We start from the raw sequence: 17,240 nt of genomic DNA, 5'->3' as shown, positions 1-17,240 counted from the left end.
GGAGCGCGTAAGCCGCACTGCCGTCAGAAGTCGCTGGTCAGGCCCTTGATCTCCCAGTCGCCATAGCGCCCGGGCTCCTTGCCGCCACGGCCGCCGATCTCGCGCGGCAGCTTGGCCTGCTGAGCCTCATAGGCCTCGCGGCGCGCCTCGGCTTCGGCCAGGGCACGTTTGGCTGCCGGCGAAAGTTGCTTTGGCGCAGGCGTTTCCAGATCGGTTTGCGGTTTGGTGTCGTCCATGGGATTCCTCGGAAATGATTGAAACGCACCCTCGTCTCTCCCATCATATAGCGAAGCGCTGAGCCGGGATCGACCCTGGCGCCAGCGGAAAAGGACGGAGTGAACGATGAACATGATGCGGACGGCGATGCTTCTGGCGACGATGACGGCGCTGTTCATGGGCGTCGGCTACCTGATCGGCGGCTCCGGCGGCATGACCATCGCCTTCCTGATCGCGGCGGGCATGAACCTGTTCAGCTACTGGAACTCCGACAAGATGGTTCTGCGCATGAACCACGCCGTCGAGGTCGATGAGCGCAATGCGCCGGAATATTGCGCCATCGTGCGTGGCCTCGCCGCCAATGCCGGCCTGCCGATGCCGAAAGTCTACCTCATCGACAATCCGCAGCCCAACGCCTTTGCCACTGGCCGCAACCCTGAGAATGCCGCCGTCGCTGCCTCCACCGGCCTGTTGCAGCGCCTCAGCCACGATGAGGTCGCGGCCGTCATGGCGCACGAACTCGCCCATATTGAAAACCGCGACACGCTGATCATGACTGTTACCGCGACCCTTGCCGGCGCCATCTCGATGCTCGGCAACTTCGCCTTCTTCTTTGGTGGCAACCGCGACAACAACAATCCGCTCGGCTTCATCGGCGTGCTGGTGGCGATGATCGTGGCGCCTTTTGCCGCCATGCTGGTGCAGATGGCGATCAGCCGGACACGCGAATATTCGGCCGATCGGCGCGGCGCCGAGATCTGCGGCAATCCGCTCTGGCTCGCTTCGGCCCTTGACAAGATCGCCCGCAACGTCGAACGCATCCACAACCCCGAAGCCGAGCGCAATCCTGCGATGGCTCCCCTCTTCATCATCAATCCTTTATCCGGCGAGCGTATGGACAATCTTTTCTCGACCCACCCCAATACCGAAAACCGCATTGCCGCCCTTCAGGCGATGGCGAACGAGGGTGTCGGTCGTCCTGCCCAGCGCACGGCACCGCAGCCGACAGCACAGCGTTCAGCGCCTTCCGGCCAGCAGGGTCCATGGGGCGGCCGCCCTGCCGAGGAGGCAGCGCCCGAGCAGCCACGTCCGTCCGGTCCGTGGGGCCGCAATCCGACCGGGCCGAAAGGCCCGAGGTCGTGAGCGCCGACCAGCGCGACCCCAAGCGAAACCGCGCACGCAGCAGCGACGGCAAGGGCAACCGGCCGTCCATCGTGCCCGACGTCCCCGGCATCGCCGCGCGCATGGCGGCGGCCCGGCTGCTTGCCGCGACCATCGACGCCAGGACCCCGCTCGACGGCCTGACCGATCACGAGCACGGCCACCCGCAGTTCCGCGCACTGGACATGCGCGATCGCGGCCTGGTCCGCGCCATCCTGGCCACGGCTCTTCGCCATCGCGTCACCATCTCCAAGCTGATCTCGCGCCGGCTGGAAAAGCCGCTGCCGGCCAACGCCACTGTGCTGACCCATATCCTGCATGTCGCGGCAGCGCAGATCCTGTTCCTCGACATTCCCGACAGCGCCGCCGTCGACCTTGCCGTCACGCACGCCAAGGCCGACCCGCGTACTGTGCGTTTCTCCGGCCTGGTCAACGGCGTGCTGCGCACCCTTGCCCGCGCCAAGGAGGCCGAACTTGCCGACATGCTGGCGGCGACGAACGACGCGCCGGACTGGTTCGTCGAGCGGCTGACCGCCGCCTATGGCGCGAACGAAGCCCAAAAGATCCTCGCCGCGCATCGCGTTGAGGCGCCTGTCGATTTCACCGCCAAGTCGGAATCAGCCAAATGGGCCGAGCAGCTGGGCGGCATGGTGCTGCCGACCGGCTCTATACGCATCGAGCGACTGGCGGGTCCGGTCGCCGAACTGCCGGGCTTCGCCGAAGGCGCCTGGTGGGTCCAGGATGCCGCCGCCGCTTTGCCCGCCAAGCTGTTTGGCGATGTCGCCGGCCAGCGCGTCGCCGATCTCTGCGCCGCGCCCGGAGGCAAGACCGCCCAGCTGGTGCTCACCGGCGCCAAGGTCACGGCGGTCGAAGCCTCGAAGAACCGCCTTGCCCGTCTTGCCGGCAATCTCGAGCGCCTCGGCCTCGACGCCGACAAGGTCAACGCCGACATCCTTGGCTATGAGCCGGAAGAGCTGTTCGACGCCGTGCTGCTCGACGCGCCGTGCTCGTCGACGGGCACGGTCCGCCGCCATCCCGATGTGCTATGGACCAAGTCGCCCGCCGACATCACCAAGCTCGCGGGTGTCCAGCGCGCCCTGCTCGACCGCGCGGTCAAGCTGGTGAAGCCAGGCGGCCGGATCGTCTTTTCCAACTGTTCGCTCGATCCTGAAGAAGGCGAAGCGCTCGTCGCCAGCTTCCTCGCCGACCACAAGGGCAAGGTCGAACTCGATCCGATTCGTGTCGGCGAGGTTACCGGCATCGACGATTTCGTCACTGCGACGGGCTTCTTGCGCACCACGCCTGCCGGCCTAGACCGCGGCAATCCCGTCATTTCCGGCCTCGATGGCTTCTTTGCTGCAAGGTTCCGCCGCGCCGCCTGACCCAAACGGCGTTTACGGAAAATTCACCCTCGCGCCCACCATTGAAACAACCTAATTTGTGTGACGACGTGGGGTTGCGTCAGGAGGGCTATTGTCGATCGCGGCGGACAGCACGACGCGCCTTTGGGCACTCGTCGCCAAGGAGTTCTGGCGCAAGACGCGCCGGCGTTTGCGCGCCGGCCCGGCTTACAGCTGGCGCTACTCCGGGCGCACGCCCGAACGCGTGCTCATCGCGCCGCCCGACCTGCGCCTTGCCGATCCGCAGATCGCGCTCGAAATCTACTATGGCCGCTTTCCGCTCTCGGGCCATCTGGTCGAGACCGGCGGCCAGTCGCCCTTCCTCATCGACGTGCCCAACCGCGGCTGGCAGCGCAGCCTGCACGGCTTCCGCTGGCTGCGCCACATGCGTGCCGCCGGAACTGAACTTGCCGCGGCGAACGCCCGCGCCCTGGTCTCCGACTGGATCACGCTGCATGGCAACCGTATATCAGGCACGGCCTGGGAACCGGCAACCACCGCCAAGCGCATCATCGCCTGGCTGCAGCATTCCTCGGTCGTGCTGCAAGGCGCCGAGTTCGCATTCTATCGCTCCTTCCTGCGCTCGCTGGCGATGCAGATCCGCTACCTCAGGTCGATGTCGCCCGAAATGCACGACGGCAAGGACCGGCTCAGGGCCCGTGTCGCGCTTGCCTTCGCCGCGCTCTCCTTGCCAGCACCCGTCTCGGCGCTGCGTTCAGCCACGCGCAACCTCGCCGAAGAACTCGACCGCCAGATCCTGCCCGACGGCGGCCACATCTCGCGCAACCCGATGGCGGTGCTGGAAATCCTCGCCGACCTCCTGCCGTTGCGCCATACCTATGCCAACCAGGCCGAGCAGCCACCGCTGGCGCTGATCAACGCCGTCGAGCGCATGTTGCCGGCGTTGCGCTTCTTCCGCCATCAGGACGGCAGCCTTGCCCGCTTCAACGGCATGGGGGCCACCATCCACGATCGCATCGTGGCGATCCTGCGCCATGACGACACCGCCGGCTCGCCGCCGCTGCACGCCACCCATTCCGGCTACGAGCGCCTCGCCATGGGCGGCACGACAGTCATCGCCGATACCGGTACGGCGCCGCCCATCGAGGTGTCGAACCAGGCCCATGCCGGCTGCCTGGCTTTCGAAATGTCGTCGGGCCGCCAGCATTACATCGTCAATGCCGGCATCGACACCTATGGCGCCGCCGAGCTCCGGCCCCTGGCGCGTGCCACCGCCGCCCACTCCACCGTCACCATCAACGATACCTCGTCGGCAAGTTTCGCCCATTCGCAGCGCGTCAGCGGCATGCTCGGCAGCCCACTTTTCGCCGGGCCGAAATCGGTGCCGACCCAGCGCCTCGACAAGGCAGGCATCCACGGTTTCGTCGCCCGCCACGATGGTTACGCCCAGCGCTTCGGCCTCCATCACGAGCGCGAACTCAGCCTGTCGGCCGGCGGCAGCATCCTGTCAGGTTGCGACCGCATCCTGCGCGCCGGCAAGACGCCGATCAAGAACGATGGCCGCGACCTCGTCACCATCCGCTTTCATGTCCACCCCGACGTCCAATTGTTCCGCGACCAGAAGGAGCGGCTGGTGCTGACCGGCCCAGACATCGACACCTGGGTCTTCATCTCGCCGGATATTCCGGCCGAAGTCGAGGAATCGATCTATTTCGCCGGTCTCGGTGGCCCATGCCGCTCGCGCCAGATCGTGCTGTCGTTCAAGGCCTCGGAAATCTCCGAGGTGCACTGGCAGTTCTCGCGCACCCGCATCATCAACCGCCTCGACAGCGAACGCGATCACCAAGCGAAATAGGCCCGATGCGCCGCCGCGCGCCTTGATTTCCGGGCCTCATATGCTAGGCCGCGCGCAAGCAAAGTTTCCGCTCCCAACTTTGAAGGGCCCGCCACCCATGGCCGTCGTTTCCAAGAAGATCCCCGCACCTGACCTCGTGCCGATCCGCCGCGCTTTGCTGTCGGTCTCCGACAAGACCGGGTTGATCGAATTCGCCAAGTGCCTGACCAATGTCGGCGTCGAGCTCGTCTCCACCGGCGGCACCGCCAAGAGCATATCAGCCGAAGGCATCACGGTTCGCGACGTCTCGGAACTCACCGGCTTTCCCGAGATCATGGACGGCCGCGTCAAGACGCTGCATCCCTCCGTCCACGGCGCGCTGCTCGGCGTACGCGACGATCCCGAGCATGTCGCGGCCATGGCCGAACACGGCATCGAGCCGATCGACCTCGTGGTCGTGAACCTTTATCCGTTCGAGGAAGTGCGGAACTCCGGCGCACATTACGCCTCGATCGTCGAGAACATCGACATCGGCGGCCCGGCCATGGTCCGCGCCTCGGCCAAAAACCACGCCTATGTCGCCATCGTCACCGATCCGGCCGACTACAAGGACGTGCTCGACTCCATCGTCGCCAACAATGGCTGCCTGTCCTACGAATTCCGCAAGAAGCTCGCGGCCAAGGCCTTCGCCCGCACCGCTGCTTACGATGCGGCGATCTCCGGCTGGTTCGCCGAAGCGCTCGAGATCGAAACGCCCGACTGGCGCGCCTTCGGCGGCAAGCTGCAAAGCGTCATGCGTTACGGCGAAAACCCGCACCAGTCTGCCGGCTTCTACCTGACCGGCGACAAGCGTCCCGGCGTCGCCACCGCGACCCAGCTTCAGGGCAAGCAGCTCTCCTACAACAACATCAACGACACCGACGCCGCCTTCGAGCTCGCCGGCGAGTTCGATTCCGTCCGGACCGCGGCCGTCGCCATCATCAAGCACGCCAACCCGTGCGGCGTCGCCGAAGGCGCCACGCTCACCGAAGCCTATGCCAGGGCGCTGGCCTGCGACCCCGTCTCGGCATTCGGCGGTATCGTCGCGCTCAACCGCATCCTCGATGCCGAAGCCGCCGAAGAAATCGTCAAGATCTTCACCGAGGTCATCATCGCGCCCGCCGCGACGCCTGAAGCCCAGGCCATCGTCGCCGCCAAGAAGAATTTGCGCCTGCTGGTCACCGGCGGCCTGCCCGATCCCGAAAGTGCCGGCATTTCGGTCAAGTCGGTTGCCGGCGGCTTGCTCGTCCAGTCGCGCGACAACGCGATCATCGATACGATCGACCTCAACGTCGTCACCAAGCGTCAGCCGACCCAGCGCGAGATCGAGGACCTGAAGTTCGCCTTCCGCGTCGCCAAGCACGTCAAGTCGAATGCCATCGTCTACGCCCGCGACCTCGCCACTGTCGGCATCGGCGCCGGCCAGATGAGCCGGGTCGATTCATCGCGCATCGCCGCCCGCAAGGCGCTGGACGCAGCTGAAGCTGCCGGCCTTGCCGAGCCGCTGACCAAGGGTTCGGTCGTTGCCTCCGATGCCTTCTTCCCCTTCGCCGACGGCTTGCTGTCAGCGGTCGAGGCCGGCGCCACCGCCGTGATCCAGCCGGGCGGCTCGATGCGCGACGACGACGTCATCGCCGCCGCCGACGCGCATGGCATCGCCATGATCTTCACCGGCGTCAGGCATTTCAGGCACTGAGGGCGGCAAGCCCCGCCGGGACCTTCTCCTCACATGCGGGGAGAAGGGGATGGCGCAACGCTGACGCCCCGGTCCTTACATGGAAAGGTTGAGTGGCAAGCTCACTTCACCTCATCGGCGGGATAGGGCGTGCGCAGCAGCACCGCCAGACCGACAACGAAGAAGGCGATGATCATCGCCATGCCGAGGCGTGGCGAACCGCTCAATGCGGTGACGGTCGCAACAGCAAAGGGCGCGACGAAGCTGGTCGCCCGACCCGACAGCGCATAGAGCCCGAAATAGCGCCCGGCTTCGTCGGCCGAGACACTGCGCGCCATGTAGGAGCGTGACGACGCCTGCACCGGCCCAAACGCGATGCCGACCAGCAGGCCGAAGGCGATATAGGCCTTTTCGGCAGGAGTGCCGAACAGTCCGTTCGTATCCACGCCCGGCATCTGCCACAGGCCAAACAGCGTATAGCCCGGTCCGGTCGAAACGATGCCGATGGTCGCGATCGTCAACAGCACCAGCGAAACCACGACAACCGCCTTCGAACCAAAGCTGGTGTCGAGGCGGCTGGCGGCAAGGCAGCCGAAGATGGCGACGACATTGAGGATGATGCCGTAGATGCCGATCTCGGTGATCGACCAGCCGAACATCGCCGCGGCAAAGGCGCCACCGAGCCCGAGCAGCGCATTGACGCCGTCCTGGTAGATCATGCGGGCGACAAGGAAGCGGAAGATGCCCGTGCGCTGACGCACTTCCCCGATCGTCGACTTGAGCTCGCTGAGCCCCAGCCGCACGGCCGGGCGGATCGCGATGCCCTTGCCGCTGTCGGGCGTGAAGAAGAACATCGGCAGGATGAAGATCAGGTACCACAACGCCGAAATCGGGCCTGTCGCTCGGGCATCCTGGCCTGCCACCGGGTCCAGCCCGAACAACGGGGCCGCACCGATGATCGTCTTGCCGGTCTCGGGAGAGGCCGCCAGCAAGCCGACGACGAAGATCAGCACGATCATGCCGCCGAGATAACCGAGCCCCCAGGCGATATTCGAGATCTTGCCGATCTCCTCCTTCGACACCAGGCGCGGCATCATCGAATCGTTGAAGACGATCGAAAATTCGGCAGCGACCGAGGCGAGCGAGAACAACAGCACGATCGGTATCAGCGGCGAGCCGGGAGCCGCGTTCCACAGCAGGCACAGGCTGATGATCTTGATCGCGGCGAAGAAGGCGATCCATGGTTTGCGCGGGCCGGTCTGGTCGGCGATCGAGCCGAGCACCGGCGACAGGACGGCGATGACGAGGCCGGCGGCGGCGATGCCGTAGCCCCAGGCCGCTTGTCCCATGGCGGGATCGGTTGCCATGCGTGCGACGAAATAGGGACCGAAGATGAAGGTGGTGACCACGGTGAAGAACGGCTGCGCCGCCCAGTCGAAAAACATCCAGCCCCAGACGCCGCGCCGCGGCGTACGTTGAACCACCATCGTGTCAGCCATCATCCCTCCGCGCGCGCCGCATCAGCGCGTTGTCTGGAGCTATAGCGCAGTTCGCTTGCGTGGTCCTTGAGGAAAATGCCTGCCACGGTGTCAGTGGCAGGCCATGTTGCAGGGCCGCTAAGGCATGATCCCGAAAAGTGGAAACGGTTTTCGGAAAAGATCATGCTCCAACAAAAAAATAGACCCCATTCCGATTCAATCGGAATGGAACAGGCTCTATCGACCCGACAGATCGCTCATCAGCCCGGCCGCGACCGTCAGCCGCGACACGGTGATGTCGCCGCCCTCGGTCAGGGCCTGCAGCCTTTCGCGGGTGCGGTTGATCCGCTCCCCGCCCGCCTCGAGCCATGTCGCGACGGGATCGGCAGCGGTGCCGAAGCTCGCCAGCGCTGCAACCGCAATGCCGCGCCGTGCCGCGCCGATCGTGTCCGATGCCCGCGACAGCGCCAGCCCCTCATAATAGTCGGAGGTGGCAATCGCATGCGTCGCGTCCTCGATCCGCGGAATGCGGAACGCCTCGGAGACGGCGAAGAACGCCTTGGCAGCCGCCAATATGTCGGCTTTTGCCGTCTTCGCCACCAGTGCGATGTCGGGCACCAGTTCGCCGACTTCGAGCAATGACAGCCGTTCCGCCAGCTTCTCCGGCGCACCGGCGGCGGCAAAGCCAGCCTTGCGGTTTTGGATGCGGTCGCGGGTAAAGGCAGGCAGCATGCCGGAGAACTTGGGCTCGAGTGCTGCGCGCGCCTCCTGCAGCTCGGCGATGCGACTCGCCAATGGCGCGTCGCTGTGCTCGTTCCTGAGATACCAGCCGCTGGTGCCGAAGATCAGCCGGCTCACTGCCTGGTAGAGGTCGAGCTGCATGGTGCCGTCAACGACGTTGTCGAGCGCGTCGATCTCGCGATACAGCGCCGGCAGGGCAAAACCGTCACGCACGACGGCAAAGGCCCGCACCACATCCGCTGCCGAACGGCCGCTCGCTTCCTGCAGACGGTTGACGAAGGATGGCCCGCCGCGATTGACGAGATCGTTGGCGACGACACGCGCGATGATCTCGCGGCGCAGCCGGTGGCCGCCGATCTCGGCGGCATATTTCTTGGCCATGCGCTCGGGGAAATAGCCGAGCAGGTCGCGTTCAAAATGCGCCTCGTCAGGTACGTCGCTGGCGACGATGTCGGAAAACAGCACGATCTTGGCATAGGCCAAAAGCACGCCGAGTTCAGCCCGGGTCAGCGGTTCGCCGCGCGTCTGGCGTTCGGCGAGCGCCGGTGGCCAGGGCAGGTTCTCCACCGCGCGGTCGAGCAGCCCGCGCGCTTCGAGCGCGCTCATGAAGCGGCCCTGATGTGCGATGTCCTGGATGCCGCGCTTGGCGGCGACCGACAGCGCCAGCGTCTGCTCGTAGTTGTTGGCCAGCACCAGGCCTGCCACTTCCTCGGTCATTTCGGCGAGGAACTTGTTGCGCGCCGGCCTGGCCAGCGTGCCCTTGCGCATGGCCGAAGCCAGGGCAATCTTGATGTTGACCTCGACGTCGGACGAGTTGACGCCGCCCGAATTGTCGATGGCGTCCGAGTTGCAGCACCCGCCCTTGAGCCCGAACTCGATGCGCGCCCGCTGGGTGGCGCCGAGATTGGCGCCCTCGCCGATCACCTTGACCCTGAGGTCGGTGGCGGTGACACGGATCGCGTCATTGGCGCGGTCGCCGACCTCCTGGTTGGTCTCGCCAGTCGCCCGGACATAGGTGCCGATGCCGCCGAACCACAGCAGGTCGACCTGGGCCCGCAGGATGGCGTTCATGATCTCGGTCGGCGAAACAGTCGTCTTGGCGAGCCCGATCGCGGTCGCAGCCGCCTGCGGCAGCGTCACCGACTTCTGGGCACGTGAAACGATGACACCGCCCGCCGACAGCTTCGACTTGTCGTAGTCCTGCCAGCTCGAGCGCGGCAGGTCGAACATGCGTTTGCGCTCGGCAAACGATGCCGCCATGTCAGGATCGGGATCGATGAAGATGTCGCGATGATCGAAGGCAGCGATCAGCCGCGTCTGTTCCGACAACAGCATGCCGTTGCCGAACACGTCGCCCGACATGTCGCCGACGCCGACGACGCTGAACGGCGTCGTCTGGATGTCGCGGTTCATCTCGCGGAAATGCCGCTTCACCGCTTCCCAGGCGCCACGCGCGGTGATGCCCATCTTCTTGTGGTCATAGCCGGCCGAGCCACCCGAAGCGAAGGCATCGTCGAGCCAGAAACCGTGCTTGTCGCTGATGCCGTTGGCCGTGTCGGAGAAGGTCGCCGTGCCCTTGTCGGCGGCAACGACGAAATACGGGTCGTCGATGTCGCGGCGGACGACGCCCGCCGGCGGCACCACCTTGTCGCCGTCGAGATTGTCGGTGATCGACAGCAGGCTGGAGACGAAATTGACATAGGCCGCCTTGCCGGCCTCGAACACCGCATCACGGCTGCCGCCCACCGGCAGGCGCTTGGGGGAAGAAGCCGCCCTTGGCGCCGACCGGCACGATGACGGCGTTCTTGACCTGCTGCGCCTTGACCAGGCCAAGCACCTCGGTGCGGTAGTCCTGGGCACGGTCCGACCAGCGCAGGCCGCCGCGCGCCACCGCGCCGAAACGCAGGTGCAGGCCTTCGACCTCGGAGCCATAAACGAAGATCTCGCGCCATGGCCGTGGCTCGGGCAGGCCTTCGACGCTGCGCGAGTCGAGTTTGATCGCCAGTGACTGGCCACGCTCCTTCTTGCCACCGACGAAGTGGTTGGTGCGCAGCGACGCCTCGATCAGGTTGACATAGCGCCGGATGATGGTGTCGTCGTCAATATTGGGAACTGCTTCCAGCGCATCCTTGATCTTGGCCTTCAGATGCTTGGCTGTGACCAGGCCGTCCTTTTCCTGAGCCGGATCGAGCCGGGCAACGAACAGCGCGTGCAGGCCGCGCGCAATATCGGGATAGCGGTTGAGCGCTGCGGCGATGAAGTCCTGGCTTTGCGGGATGCCGGCCTGCTGCAGGTAACGCCCATAGGCGCGCAGGATGACGATCTCGTTGGAGCCGAGCCCCGCCGTCTGGGCCAGTGCGTTGTAGCCGTCATTGTCGGCGTCGCCGGTCCATACCGACAGGAACACTTCCTCGAACAGCAAGCCGCCATCGGTAAGGTCGATCGGCTGGCCGTAGGCGTTTTCCAGCTCCATGTCGTGGATAAAGATCTGGCTTTCGCCCTTCTCGCCGATTTCGAACGTACGCTCGCTGATGACCCGGAAGCCCATGTTTTCGAGCAGCGGCACACGCCGCGACAACGCCACCGGCGCGCCATGGTGGTAGATTTTCAGCGACGCCTGTTCCGGCTTCTGGCTGGCATCGCGATAGCAGTCGATGACGATCGGATTGGTTGGGCTGATCGTGGCGATCCGCTCGGCGTCAAGCAGGGCCGCCGCCGGCGAGAAGCTGTTGCGATAGTCTTCCGGGAACTGGTTGGCGACACCAACCAATGTTGCCGACGTGCCCGCTTCGGCCGAGGCCTCGCGCAACCCGTCTTCCCAGGTCGTGACGATATCGCGGACGGCGGCCTCGATCGCCGCCTGCTCGACCTTCGGCGTCTTGCCGCCGGAGCGGCCGATGATGAAGTGCACGCGTGCCAGCCCGCCTTCCGGGAAGGCCGGGTAGTAAGCGGACAAGCGGCCTTCGAAGACCTTCTTGAGATAGGCGCCGATCTTTTCGCGCACCACGGAATCGTAGCGGTCGCGTGGCACGAAGATCAGCACCGAAACGAAGCGGTCGAACTGGTCGACCCGCACCAGCGCACGCACCCGTGGCCGCTCGACAAGGCCGAGTATCGCTTCGGCATGCTTGCGCAGCGTTGGCACGGCGATCTGGAACAGCTCGTCGCGCGGATAAGAATTCGAGCACGTTGATCAGCGCCTTGCCGGAATGATCGGCAGGGTCGAAGCCCGACTTGTGCACCACCGTCTCGGCCTTGGAGCGCAAATACGGGATCTTCATCACCGAGCGCGTGTAGGCGGTCGAGGTGAACAGACCGACGATGCGCAACTCGCCCGAAAGCTGGCCCTTGGCGTCATAGGTCTTGATGCCGATGTAATCGAGATAGGCACGGCGGTGCACCGCCGACTTGGCATTGGCCTTGGTGACGATCAGCGGGTCCGGGCCATGCAGGAAAGCGCGGATTTCTGGCGTCGTCGATGTCGCGTCGATGGTATCGCGGCGCAGCACCAGAACGTCGGGGTCGCCGAGGATGCCGAGACCCGGCTTGTCGGCACGTTCCAGCGTGCCACTCTTTTCGCCGCCCGAATATTTGAATTCGCGCATGCCAAGGAAGGTGAAATTGTCGTCGCGCAGCCATTCGAGGAAGGCGATGCCCTCGGTCACCGCATTCTTGTCGAGCGGGATCGGCGCATAACGGAATTCCGAAATCGCCTGGTCGAGCCTGGCCAGCATCGGTTTCCAGTCGGTGACGGCCGCTCGCACCTGTCCGAGCAGCTTCTTCAGCCGCTCGCGCAGTGCTTCGGCGGCGTCCTTGCCGAGCGGTGGAATGTGGACATGGATGACGCTGAGCTTGTCGGCCGCGTCCTCGCCCTTGTGCGAGCCGCTGTCGCTCAGAATCTCGTCGACGCCGGTGCGGCCATGACGCACCAAAATGACCGGGTGGGTCACCAGCACCGGTTCGCCGGCGGCCTCGGTGATCTCGCCGAGCACCGAATCGAACAGGAACGGCATGTTGTCGTTGACGACGGTGACGACAGTCACCGGCCGGCCGTGGCGGACGACGCCGGCGTCGGTCTCGATGTCGATCACCGAAGAGCCCTTGCGGTGCTTGAGCACGGCCTGCTCGGCCAGTTGCGCCGCGCGTTCGAGCATGCCCGGCTCGTAATCGGCCACATCCTCGGCCGGGGCCCGGGCAAGCAGCAATTCGAGGAGCTGGGGAGGTCTGTTGGAGGATTTGGAGGCGGATGCAGTCTTGGCGGATTTCGCCTTCGACTTCATTGGTGCGGCCATGACGCTAGTATCTCCCGTCCCGTCACATGCTTTTACGACTATCGTAGCAGATGGCCTGCCTTTAGCGACAAAGGTTTGACGGAAGGTTGGGAAAAACGCCTAGTCAGCAGGCAGAAAATGCCTGCAAAATAGGCTGACGCAGCGTCCATAAGGGATACTGCCGGTGCAGGCTGACAAAAATTTCGCCTTCACCGCGCGGCAATCGCCGCGGCGGCCCCCGCCATCGTCGTCGCACTCACCCGATTCGCGATTCGCATCGCCCGCTTGCTGCGCAAAAGCTTGCGCGCCTGTGCTGCTGCAAACACCCAAGTCAGGTCGATGGCGATCAGCACCGCCGCCATTGTCAGCGTCAGTTCGAGCCAGCCGACGATGGACACCGATGCGAGATCTATGATCGTCGGCAGCAGCGCGAGGTAGAACATCATGATCTTGGGATTGCCCAGCGTCACCGCCATGCCGGCGGCAAAAAGCTTGAGCGGAGAATCCTGGCTCGGCATCTCGCCTTCGCCCGCCTCGACGGGTGCCGTCCACATCCTCCAGGCGAGAAAGACGAGATAGGCGACGCCGGCCCATTTCACGACCACAAAGGCCATGTGGAACGACTGCGCCACGAAAGCGAGGCCGAACACCGCCAGCGACAGCCAGATCGCCTCGCCGATCCACATCGCTGCCAGGAACGGCAACACGTCGCGAAATCCCTTGGAGATCACCCGCGCGATCAAGGCCGCGATCGAGGGGCCGGGCGAGCCGGCGGCAACCAGCAGAGCGCCGGCAAAGATCAGAAGCGAAGTCGGTTCCATCATCGTTTCCTGAATAGGTGATCGAGGAAACTTACGGCATGCCGCCAAACTTGCAACTGACAGTCGTAGTGGCAGGACTCCGTCATCAATTTTGCGAGATCGGGCGTGAAACCAGGTTGCCGATGACGGACTGGCGGCGAATGAATAGCCCGCGCGCTGGCACGATGCCGGGTGGCCGGCATCTCGGCACGCCATGGAGGAGATGTCATGGCCAAGTTTCTCTTCGTCTATCACGGCGGTGCGATGCCGCAGTCGGAAGAAGAAGGCGCCAAGGTGATGAAGGCCTGGATGGACTGGTTCGGTTCGCTGGGGGCAGCCGTCGTCAACGGCGGCAATCCGGTCGGCAAGTCGCAGACGGTTGCCGCCAACGGTGCAGTCAGCAATGACGGCGGCGCCAATCCGGTCAGTGGCTACTCGGTATTCGAGGCGAAAGATCCTGCCGACGCCGCCCGCATCGCCAAGGGATGCCCGATCCTTGTCGCCGGCGGCTCCGTCGAAATTGCCCCGATCATCGAGATGTGAGTTTTCCAGCCGCCGCAAACAAAAAAGGCGCCTCCAGCGGAGACGCCCTTTTTGATTCATGCCGCGTGGCTTATGCCGCGCCGGCGGTCTTCGACGACTTCTCGAAGCGCTTGCGCTCGTTCGGGTCGAGATAGAGCTTGCGCAGGCGGATGGTCTTCGGCGTCACTTCGACCAGCTCGTCGTCCTGGATCCAGGCCAAAGCGCGCTCCAGCGTCATGCGGATCGGCGGCGTCAGGCGCACTGCTTCATCCTTGCCGGCGGCGCGGATGTTGGTCAGCTTCTTGCCCTTCAGCACGTTGACCTCAAGGTCGTTGTCACGGCTGTGGATGCCGATGATCATGCCCTGATAGACCTTCACGCCGGCGTCGATGACCATCGGACCACGATCTTCAAGATTCCACATGGCGAATGCCACCGACTCGCCCTGCTCGTTGGAGATCAGCACGCCGTTGGTGCGGCCAGGCAGCTCGCCCTTGTAGGGCTGATAGGAGTGGAACAGACGGTTCATCACCGCCGTGCCGCGCGTATCGGTCAGAAGCTCCGACTGGTAGCCGATCAGGCCGCGCGTCGGCGCATGGAACACCAGGCGCTGGCGGTTGCCGCCCGAAGGACGCAGCTCGACCATCTCGGCCTTGCGTTCCGACATCTTCTGCACGACGACGCCGGCATGCTCCTCGTCGACGTCGACGACGACTTCCTCGACCGGCTCAAGCAGTTCGCCGTTCTCGTCTTTCTGCATGACGACACGCGGACGCGACACGGCAAGCTCGAAGCCCTCGCGGCGCATCGTTTCGATCAGCACGGCCAGCTGAAGCTCGCCACGGCCGGAAACGTAGAACGAATCCTTGTCGGCCGATTCCTCGATCTTGAGGGCGACGTTGCCTTCGGCTTCCTTGAGCAGACGGTCGCGGATGACGCGGCTGGTGACCTTGTCGCCTTCGGTGCCGGCCAGCGGCGAATCGTTGACGATGAAGGACATGGTGACGGTCGGCGGATCGATCGGCTGCGCATGCAGCGGCTCGGTCACGGCCGGGTCGCAGAAGGTGTCGGCGACGGTGCCCTTGGAAAGGCCGGCGATGGCGACGATGTCACCTGCCTGCGCTTCTTCGATCGGCTGACGCTCGAGGCCACGGAAGGCCAGGATCTTGGAGACGCGGCCGGTTTCCAGCAGCGTGCCGTCATGATGCAGCACCTTGACCGGCATGTTGGACTTCAGCGTGCCGGATTCGATACGGCCGGTGATGATGCGGCCGAGGAACGGGTTTGCCTCGAGAATGGTGCCGATCATGCGGAACGGGCCGGGGTGAACCGTCGGCGCCGGAACGTGCTTGAGCACGAGGTCGAACAGCGGCGCGAGGCCCTGGTCCTTCGGGCCTTCCGGATTCTCGGAGACCCAGCCGTCGCGGCCCGAACCGTAGAGGATCGGGAAATCGAGCTGCTCGTCGGTGGCGTCGAGCGCTGCGAACAGGTCGAACACCTCGTTGATGACTTCCTGATGACGCGCGTCGGGACGATCGATCTTGTTGATCACGACGATCGGACGGAGGCCGACCTTGAGTGCCTTGCCGACGACGAACTTGGTCTGCGGCATCGGGCCTTCGGCGGCGTCGACCAGAACGATCGCGCTGTCGACCATCGACAGGATACGCTCGACCTCACCGCCGAAATCGGCGTGGCCCGGGGTATCGACGATGTTGATGCGGGTTTCCTTCCAATCGACCGAAGTCGCCTTGGCCAGGATGGTGATGCCGCGTTCCTTTTCGAGATCGTTCGAATCCATCGCGCGTTCGGCGACGCGCTGGTTCTCGCGGAACGAGCCCGATTGCTTGAGAAGTGCATCGACCAATGTGGTCTTGCCATGGTCGACGTGCGCGATGATCGCGATATTGCGGAGGTTCATATGTCTACTCGGGAGCGTTGCGGGCACAGCCTGTCGACGCGCCGCGTTTCGTGTGGGCGGGCTCATACAGGTTTTTTCGCAAATGCGAAAGGGGGGCGGGCAAATCGGCTGATTTTCCGCCGACCGGCAAGGCTACAAAATGTCGCCCCAGTCGGCACGGCGCGCTGTCTTGAACAGCGCGCCGTCGCGTTTGGTCAATAGCTTTTCTTCGATCGAGCCATTTTCCTGGCATAGCTTGAGGTGGATCTTTCCCGATCCGCCGCGCGACGGCGCCAGCACCCGGGCGGCAAATGTTTCCGCCGGCAGCCGCGAAGCCGCGAGGAAGATGTATTTCTCGTCTTCCCACGGCACCTCGCCGCGCTTGGTCAGGCGATGCAGGCGCGAACGCGCCACGCGGCGCGAGAAATGGCACCAGTCGGGTTCGACGATCGGGCAGGCCTGGCTGTGCGGGCAAGGTGCCGCCAGATGTGCGCCCAGTTCCAGCAGCCGCGAGCGCACTGCCATCATGCGCCGCCAGCCGGCCGGCGTGCCCGGCTCGACGACCACCAGCAGGCTATCAGTTGCGGCCCACAGCCGCTCGACCAGCGCCAGCCCCTCGGCCGGCGACAACTCGTCGAGCACATAGGCAAGCGTCACCAGATCGGCTTTATCAGCCTCAAAACTCTTGCTCGCATCCGCCGCGCGCCATTCGACATGTGCAACGCTGGAATGCGCCGCCAGGCCCACGCCGACCTTGCGGATCGCCTGGCTCGCTTCCAGCATCGTCGCGGCGGCTATCGTCGGCCAGCAATCCGAAGCCGCCCAAAGCGCCGTGCCAGGACCGGCACCGACGTCGAGCAGGCTCTTCGGCGCGAATGCCGGCATGAGCTCGGCGGCACTTTCGAGGCAGGCCCGGACAGCGGCAAACGTCGCCGGCAGGCGTGTCGCCAGATAGGCGCTGGCGAACATCTCATCCGAGAGGTGCAGCTTGCCGTCGCGCGTTTCGGCGCGATAGCGGCTCGACAAGATGTCGGCGGCACGCTGCAGCTCGGCAAGCGGCACGCCCTCCAATGCGCGGTCGACCGCCGCCCGCAATGCTCCTGGCAATTCCATCTACTATCCGAACTCAGCTCTTTCAAGATTCAGGTCAGGCCGCGCTGAAAATGGTGGGTTCCGAGAACCGGAGCGGAGCTACATTTGGGTACGTGAGCACCGGAAGCGCAGGAAACCGCCATTTGCAAG

At 64.8% G+C, this 17,240-nt stretch carries 10 protein-coding genes and 1 pseudogene; 5 read left to right on the top strand and 6 right to left on the bottom strand.

Annotated elements, in window-relative coordinates; all coding sequences use genetic code 11:
• Positions 1–23: 23 nt before the first annotated feature.
• Positions 24–236, bottom strand: a complete 213-nt coding sequence (locus tag ACHMW7_RS06280) for a DUF1674 domain-containing protein (protein WP_395449455.1) — start codon at positions 234–236, stop codon at positions 24–26.
• A gap of 106 nt (positions 237–342) precedes the next feature.
• Between ACHMW7_RS06280 and htpX the strand changes: the two genes are divergently transcribed.
• The 4 genes from htpX to purH all read left to right on the top strand — a co-directional run bounded on the left by htpX (position 343) and on the right by purH (position 6,307).
• Positions 343–1,359 carry a zinc metalloprotease HtpX gene (htpX, locus tag ACHMW7_RS06275; RefSeq protein WP_395449454.1) on the top strand — a complete coding sequence of 339 codons (1,017 nt, stop codon included), beginning with the start codon at positions 343–345 and terminating at the stop codon, positions 1,357–1,359.
• Positions 1,356–2,759 carry an RsmB/NOP family class I SAM-dependent RNA methyltransferase gene (locus ACHMW7_RS06270; protein WP_395449453.1) on the top strand — a complete coding sequence of 468 codons (1,404 nt, stop codon included), beginning with the start codon at positions 1,356–1,358 and terminating at the stop codon, positions 2,757–2,759. The genes htpX and ACHMW7_RS06270 overlap by 4 nt, the downstream gene beginning before the upstream one ends.
• Positions 2,760–2,850: 91 nt before the next feature.
• Entirely contained in the window at positions 2,851–4,593 is a 1,743-nt protein-coding gene (locus ACHMW7_RS06265; RefSeq protein WP_395449452.1) for a heparinase II/III family protein, read from the top strand.
• A gap of 97 nt (positions 4,594–4,690) precedes the next feature.
• Positions 4,691–6,307: a bifunctional phosphoribosylaminoimidazolecarboxamide formyltransferase/IMP cyclohydrolase gene (gene purH, locus ACHMW7_RS06260; protein ID WP_395449451.1), complete on the top strand. Its 1,617-nt coding sequence runs from the start codon at positions 4,691–4,693 to the stop codon at positions 6,305–6,307.
• Positions 6,308–6,408: 101 nt separating this feature from the next.
• Here the strand turns inward: purH and ACHMW7_RS06255 are convergent, their stop codons facing one another.
• From ACHMW7_RS06255 to ACHMW7_RS06245, 3 genes and pseudogenes are all read right to left on the bottom strand, one after another.
• Complete coding sequence (locus ACHMW7_RS06255) at positions 6,409–7,785, bottom strand: MFS transporter (RefSeq protein WP_395449450.1); 1,377 nt, start codon at positions 7,783–7,785, stop codon at positions 6,409–6,411.
• A gap of 216 nt (positions 7,786–8,001) precedes the next feature.
• Positions 8,002–12,797, bottom strand: a pseudogene (locus tag ACHMW7_RS06250) (NAD-glutamate dehydrogenase).
• Between the two features lie 188 nt (positions 12,798–12,985).
• Positions 12,986–13,597 carry a LysE family translocator gene (locus ACHMW7_RS06245; protein WP_395449449.1) on the bottom strand — a complete coding sequence of 204 codons (612 nt, stop codon included), beginning with the start codon at positions 13,595–13,597 and terminating at the stop codon, positions 12,986–12,988.
• A gap of 207 nt (positions 13,598–13,804) precedes the next feature.
• Between ACHMW7_RS06245 and ACHMW7_RS06240 the strand changes: the two genes are divergently transcribed.
• Positions 13,805–14,119, top strand: a complete 315-nt coding sequence (locus ACHMW7_RS06240) for a YciI family protein (RefSeq protein ID WP_395449448.1) — start codon at positions 13,805–13,807, stop codon at positions 14,117–14,119.
• Positions 14,120–14,189: 70 nt separating this feature from the next.
• On the opposite strand, the gene typA is transcribed toward ACHMW7_RS06240, so the two are convergent.
• Positions 14,190–16,019, bottom strand: coding sequence for a translational GTPase TypA (typA, locus tag ACHMW7_RS06235; protein ID WP_395449447.1), 1,830 nt, complete (start codon positions 16,017–16,019; stop codon positions 14,190–14,192).
• Between the two features lie 132 nt (positions 16,020–16,151).
• Positions 16,152–17,111 carry a small ribosomal subunit Rsm22 family protein gene (locus tag ACHMW7_RS06230; RefSeq protein ID WP_395449446.1) on the bottom strand — a complete coding sequence of 320 codons (960 nt, stop codon included), beginning with the start codon at positions 17,109–17,111 and terminating at the stop codon, positions 16,152–16,154.
• Positions 17,112–17,240 lie beyond the last annotated feature (129 nt).

The sequence above is a fragment of the Aminobacter sp. UC22_36 genome, assembly GCF_044056035.1.
Classification (GTDB): Bacteria; Pseudomonadota; Alphaproteobacteria; order Rhizobiales; family Rhizobiaceae; genus Aminobacter.
The sequence above is the reverse complement of the archived record's forward strand: the minus strand, read 5'-3'. Positions and strand labels throughout refer to the sequence as shown.

Bases quoted from the DNA above. Each gene is read 5' to 3' on its own strand.
- ACHMW7_RS06280 (WP_395449455.1), bottom strand. From the start codon at position 236: ATGGACGACACCAAACCGCAAACCGATCTGGAAACGCCTGCGCCAAAG.
- htpX (WP_395449454.1), top strand. From the start codon at position 343: ATGAACATGATGCGGACGGCGATGCTTCTGGCGACGATGACGGCGCTG.
- purH (WP_395449451.1), top strand. From the start codon at position 4,691: ATGGCCGTCGTTTCCAAGAAGATCCCCGCACCTGACCTCGTGCCGATC.
- ACHMW7_RS06255 (WP_395449450.1), bottom strand. From the start codon at position 7,785: ATGGCTGACACGATGGTGGTTCAACGTACGCCGCGGCGCGGCGTCTGG.
- ACHMW7_RS06245 (WP_395449449.1), bottom strand. From the start codon at position 13,597: ATGGAACCGACTTCGCTTCTGATCTTTGCCGGCGCTCTGCTGGTTGCC.
- ACHMW7_RS06240 (WP_395449448.1), top strand. From the start codon at position 13,805: ATGGCCAAGTTTCTCTTCGTCTATCACGGCGGTGCGATGCCGCAGTCG.
- typA (WP_395449447.1), bottom strand. From the start codon at position 16,019: ATGAACCTCCGCAATATCGCGATCATCGCGCACGTCGACCATGGCAAG.
- ACHMW7_RS06230 (WP_395449446.1), bottom strand. From the start codon at position 17,111: ATGGAATTGCCAGGAGCATTGCGGGCGGCGGTCGACCGCGCATTGGAG.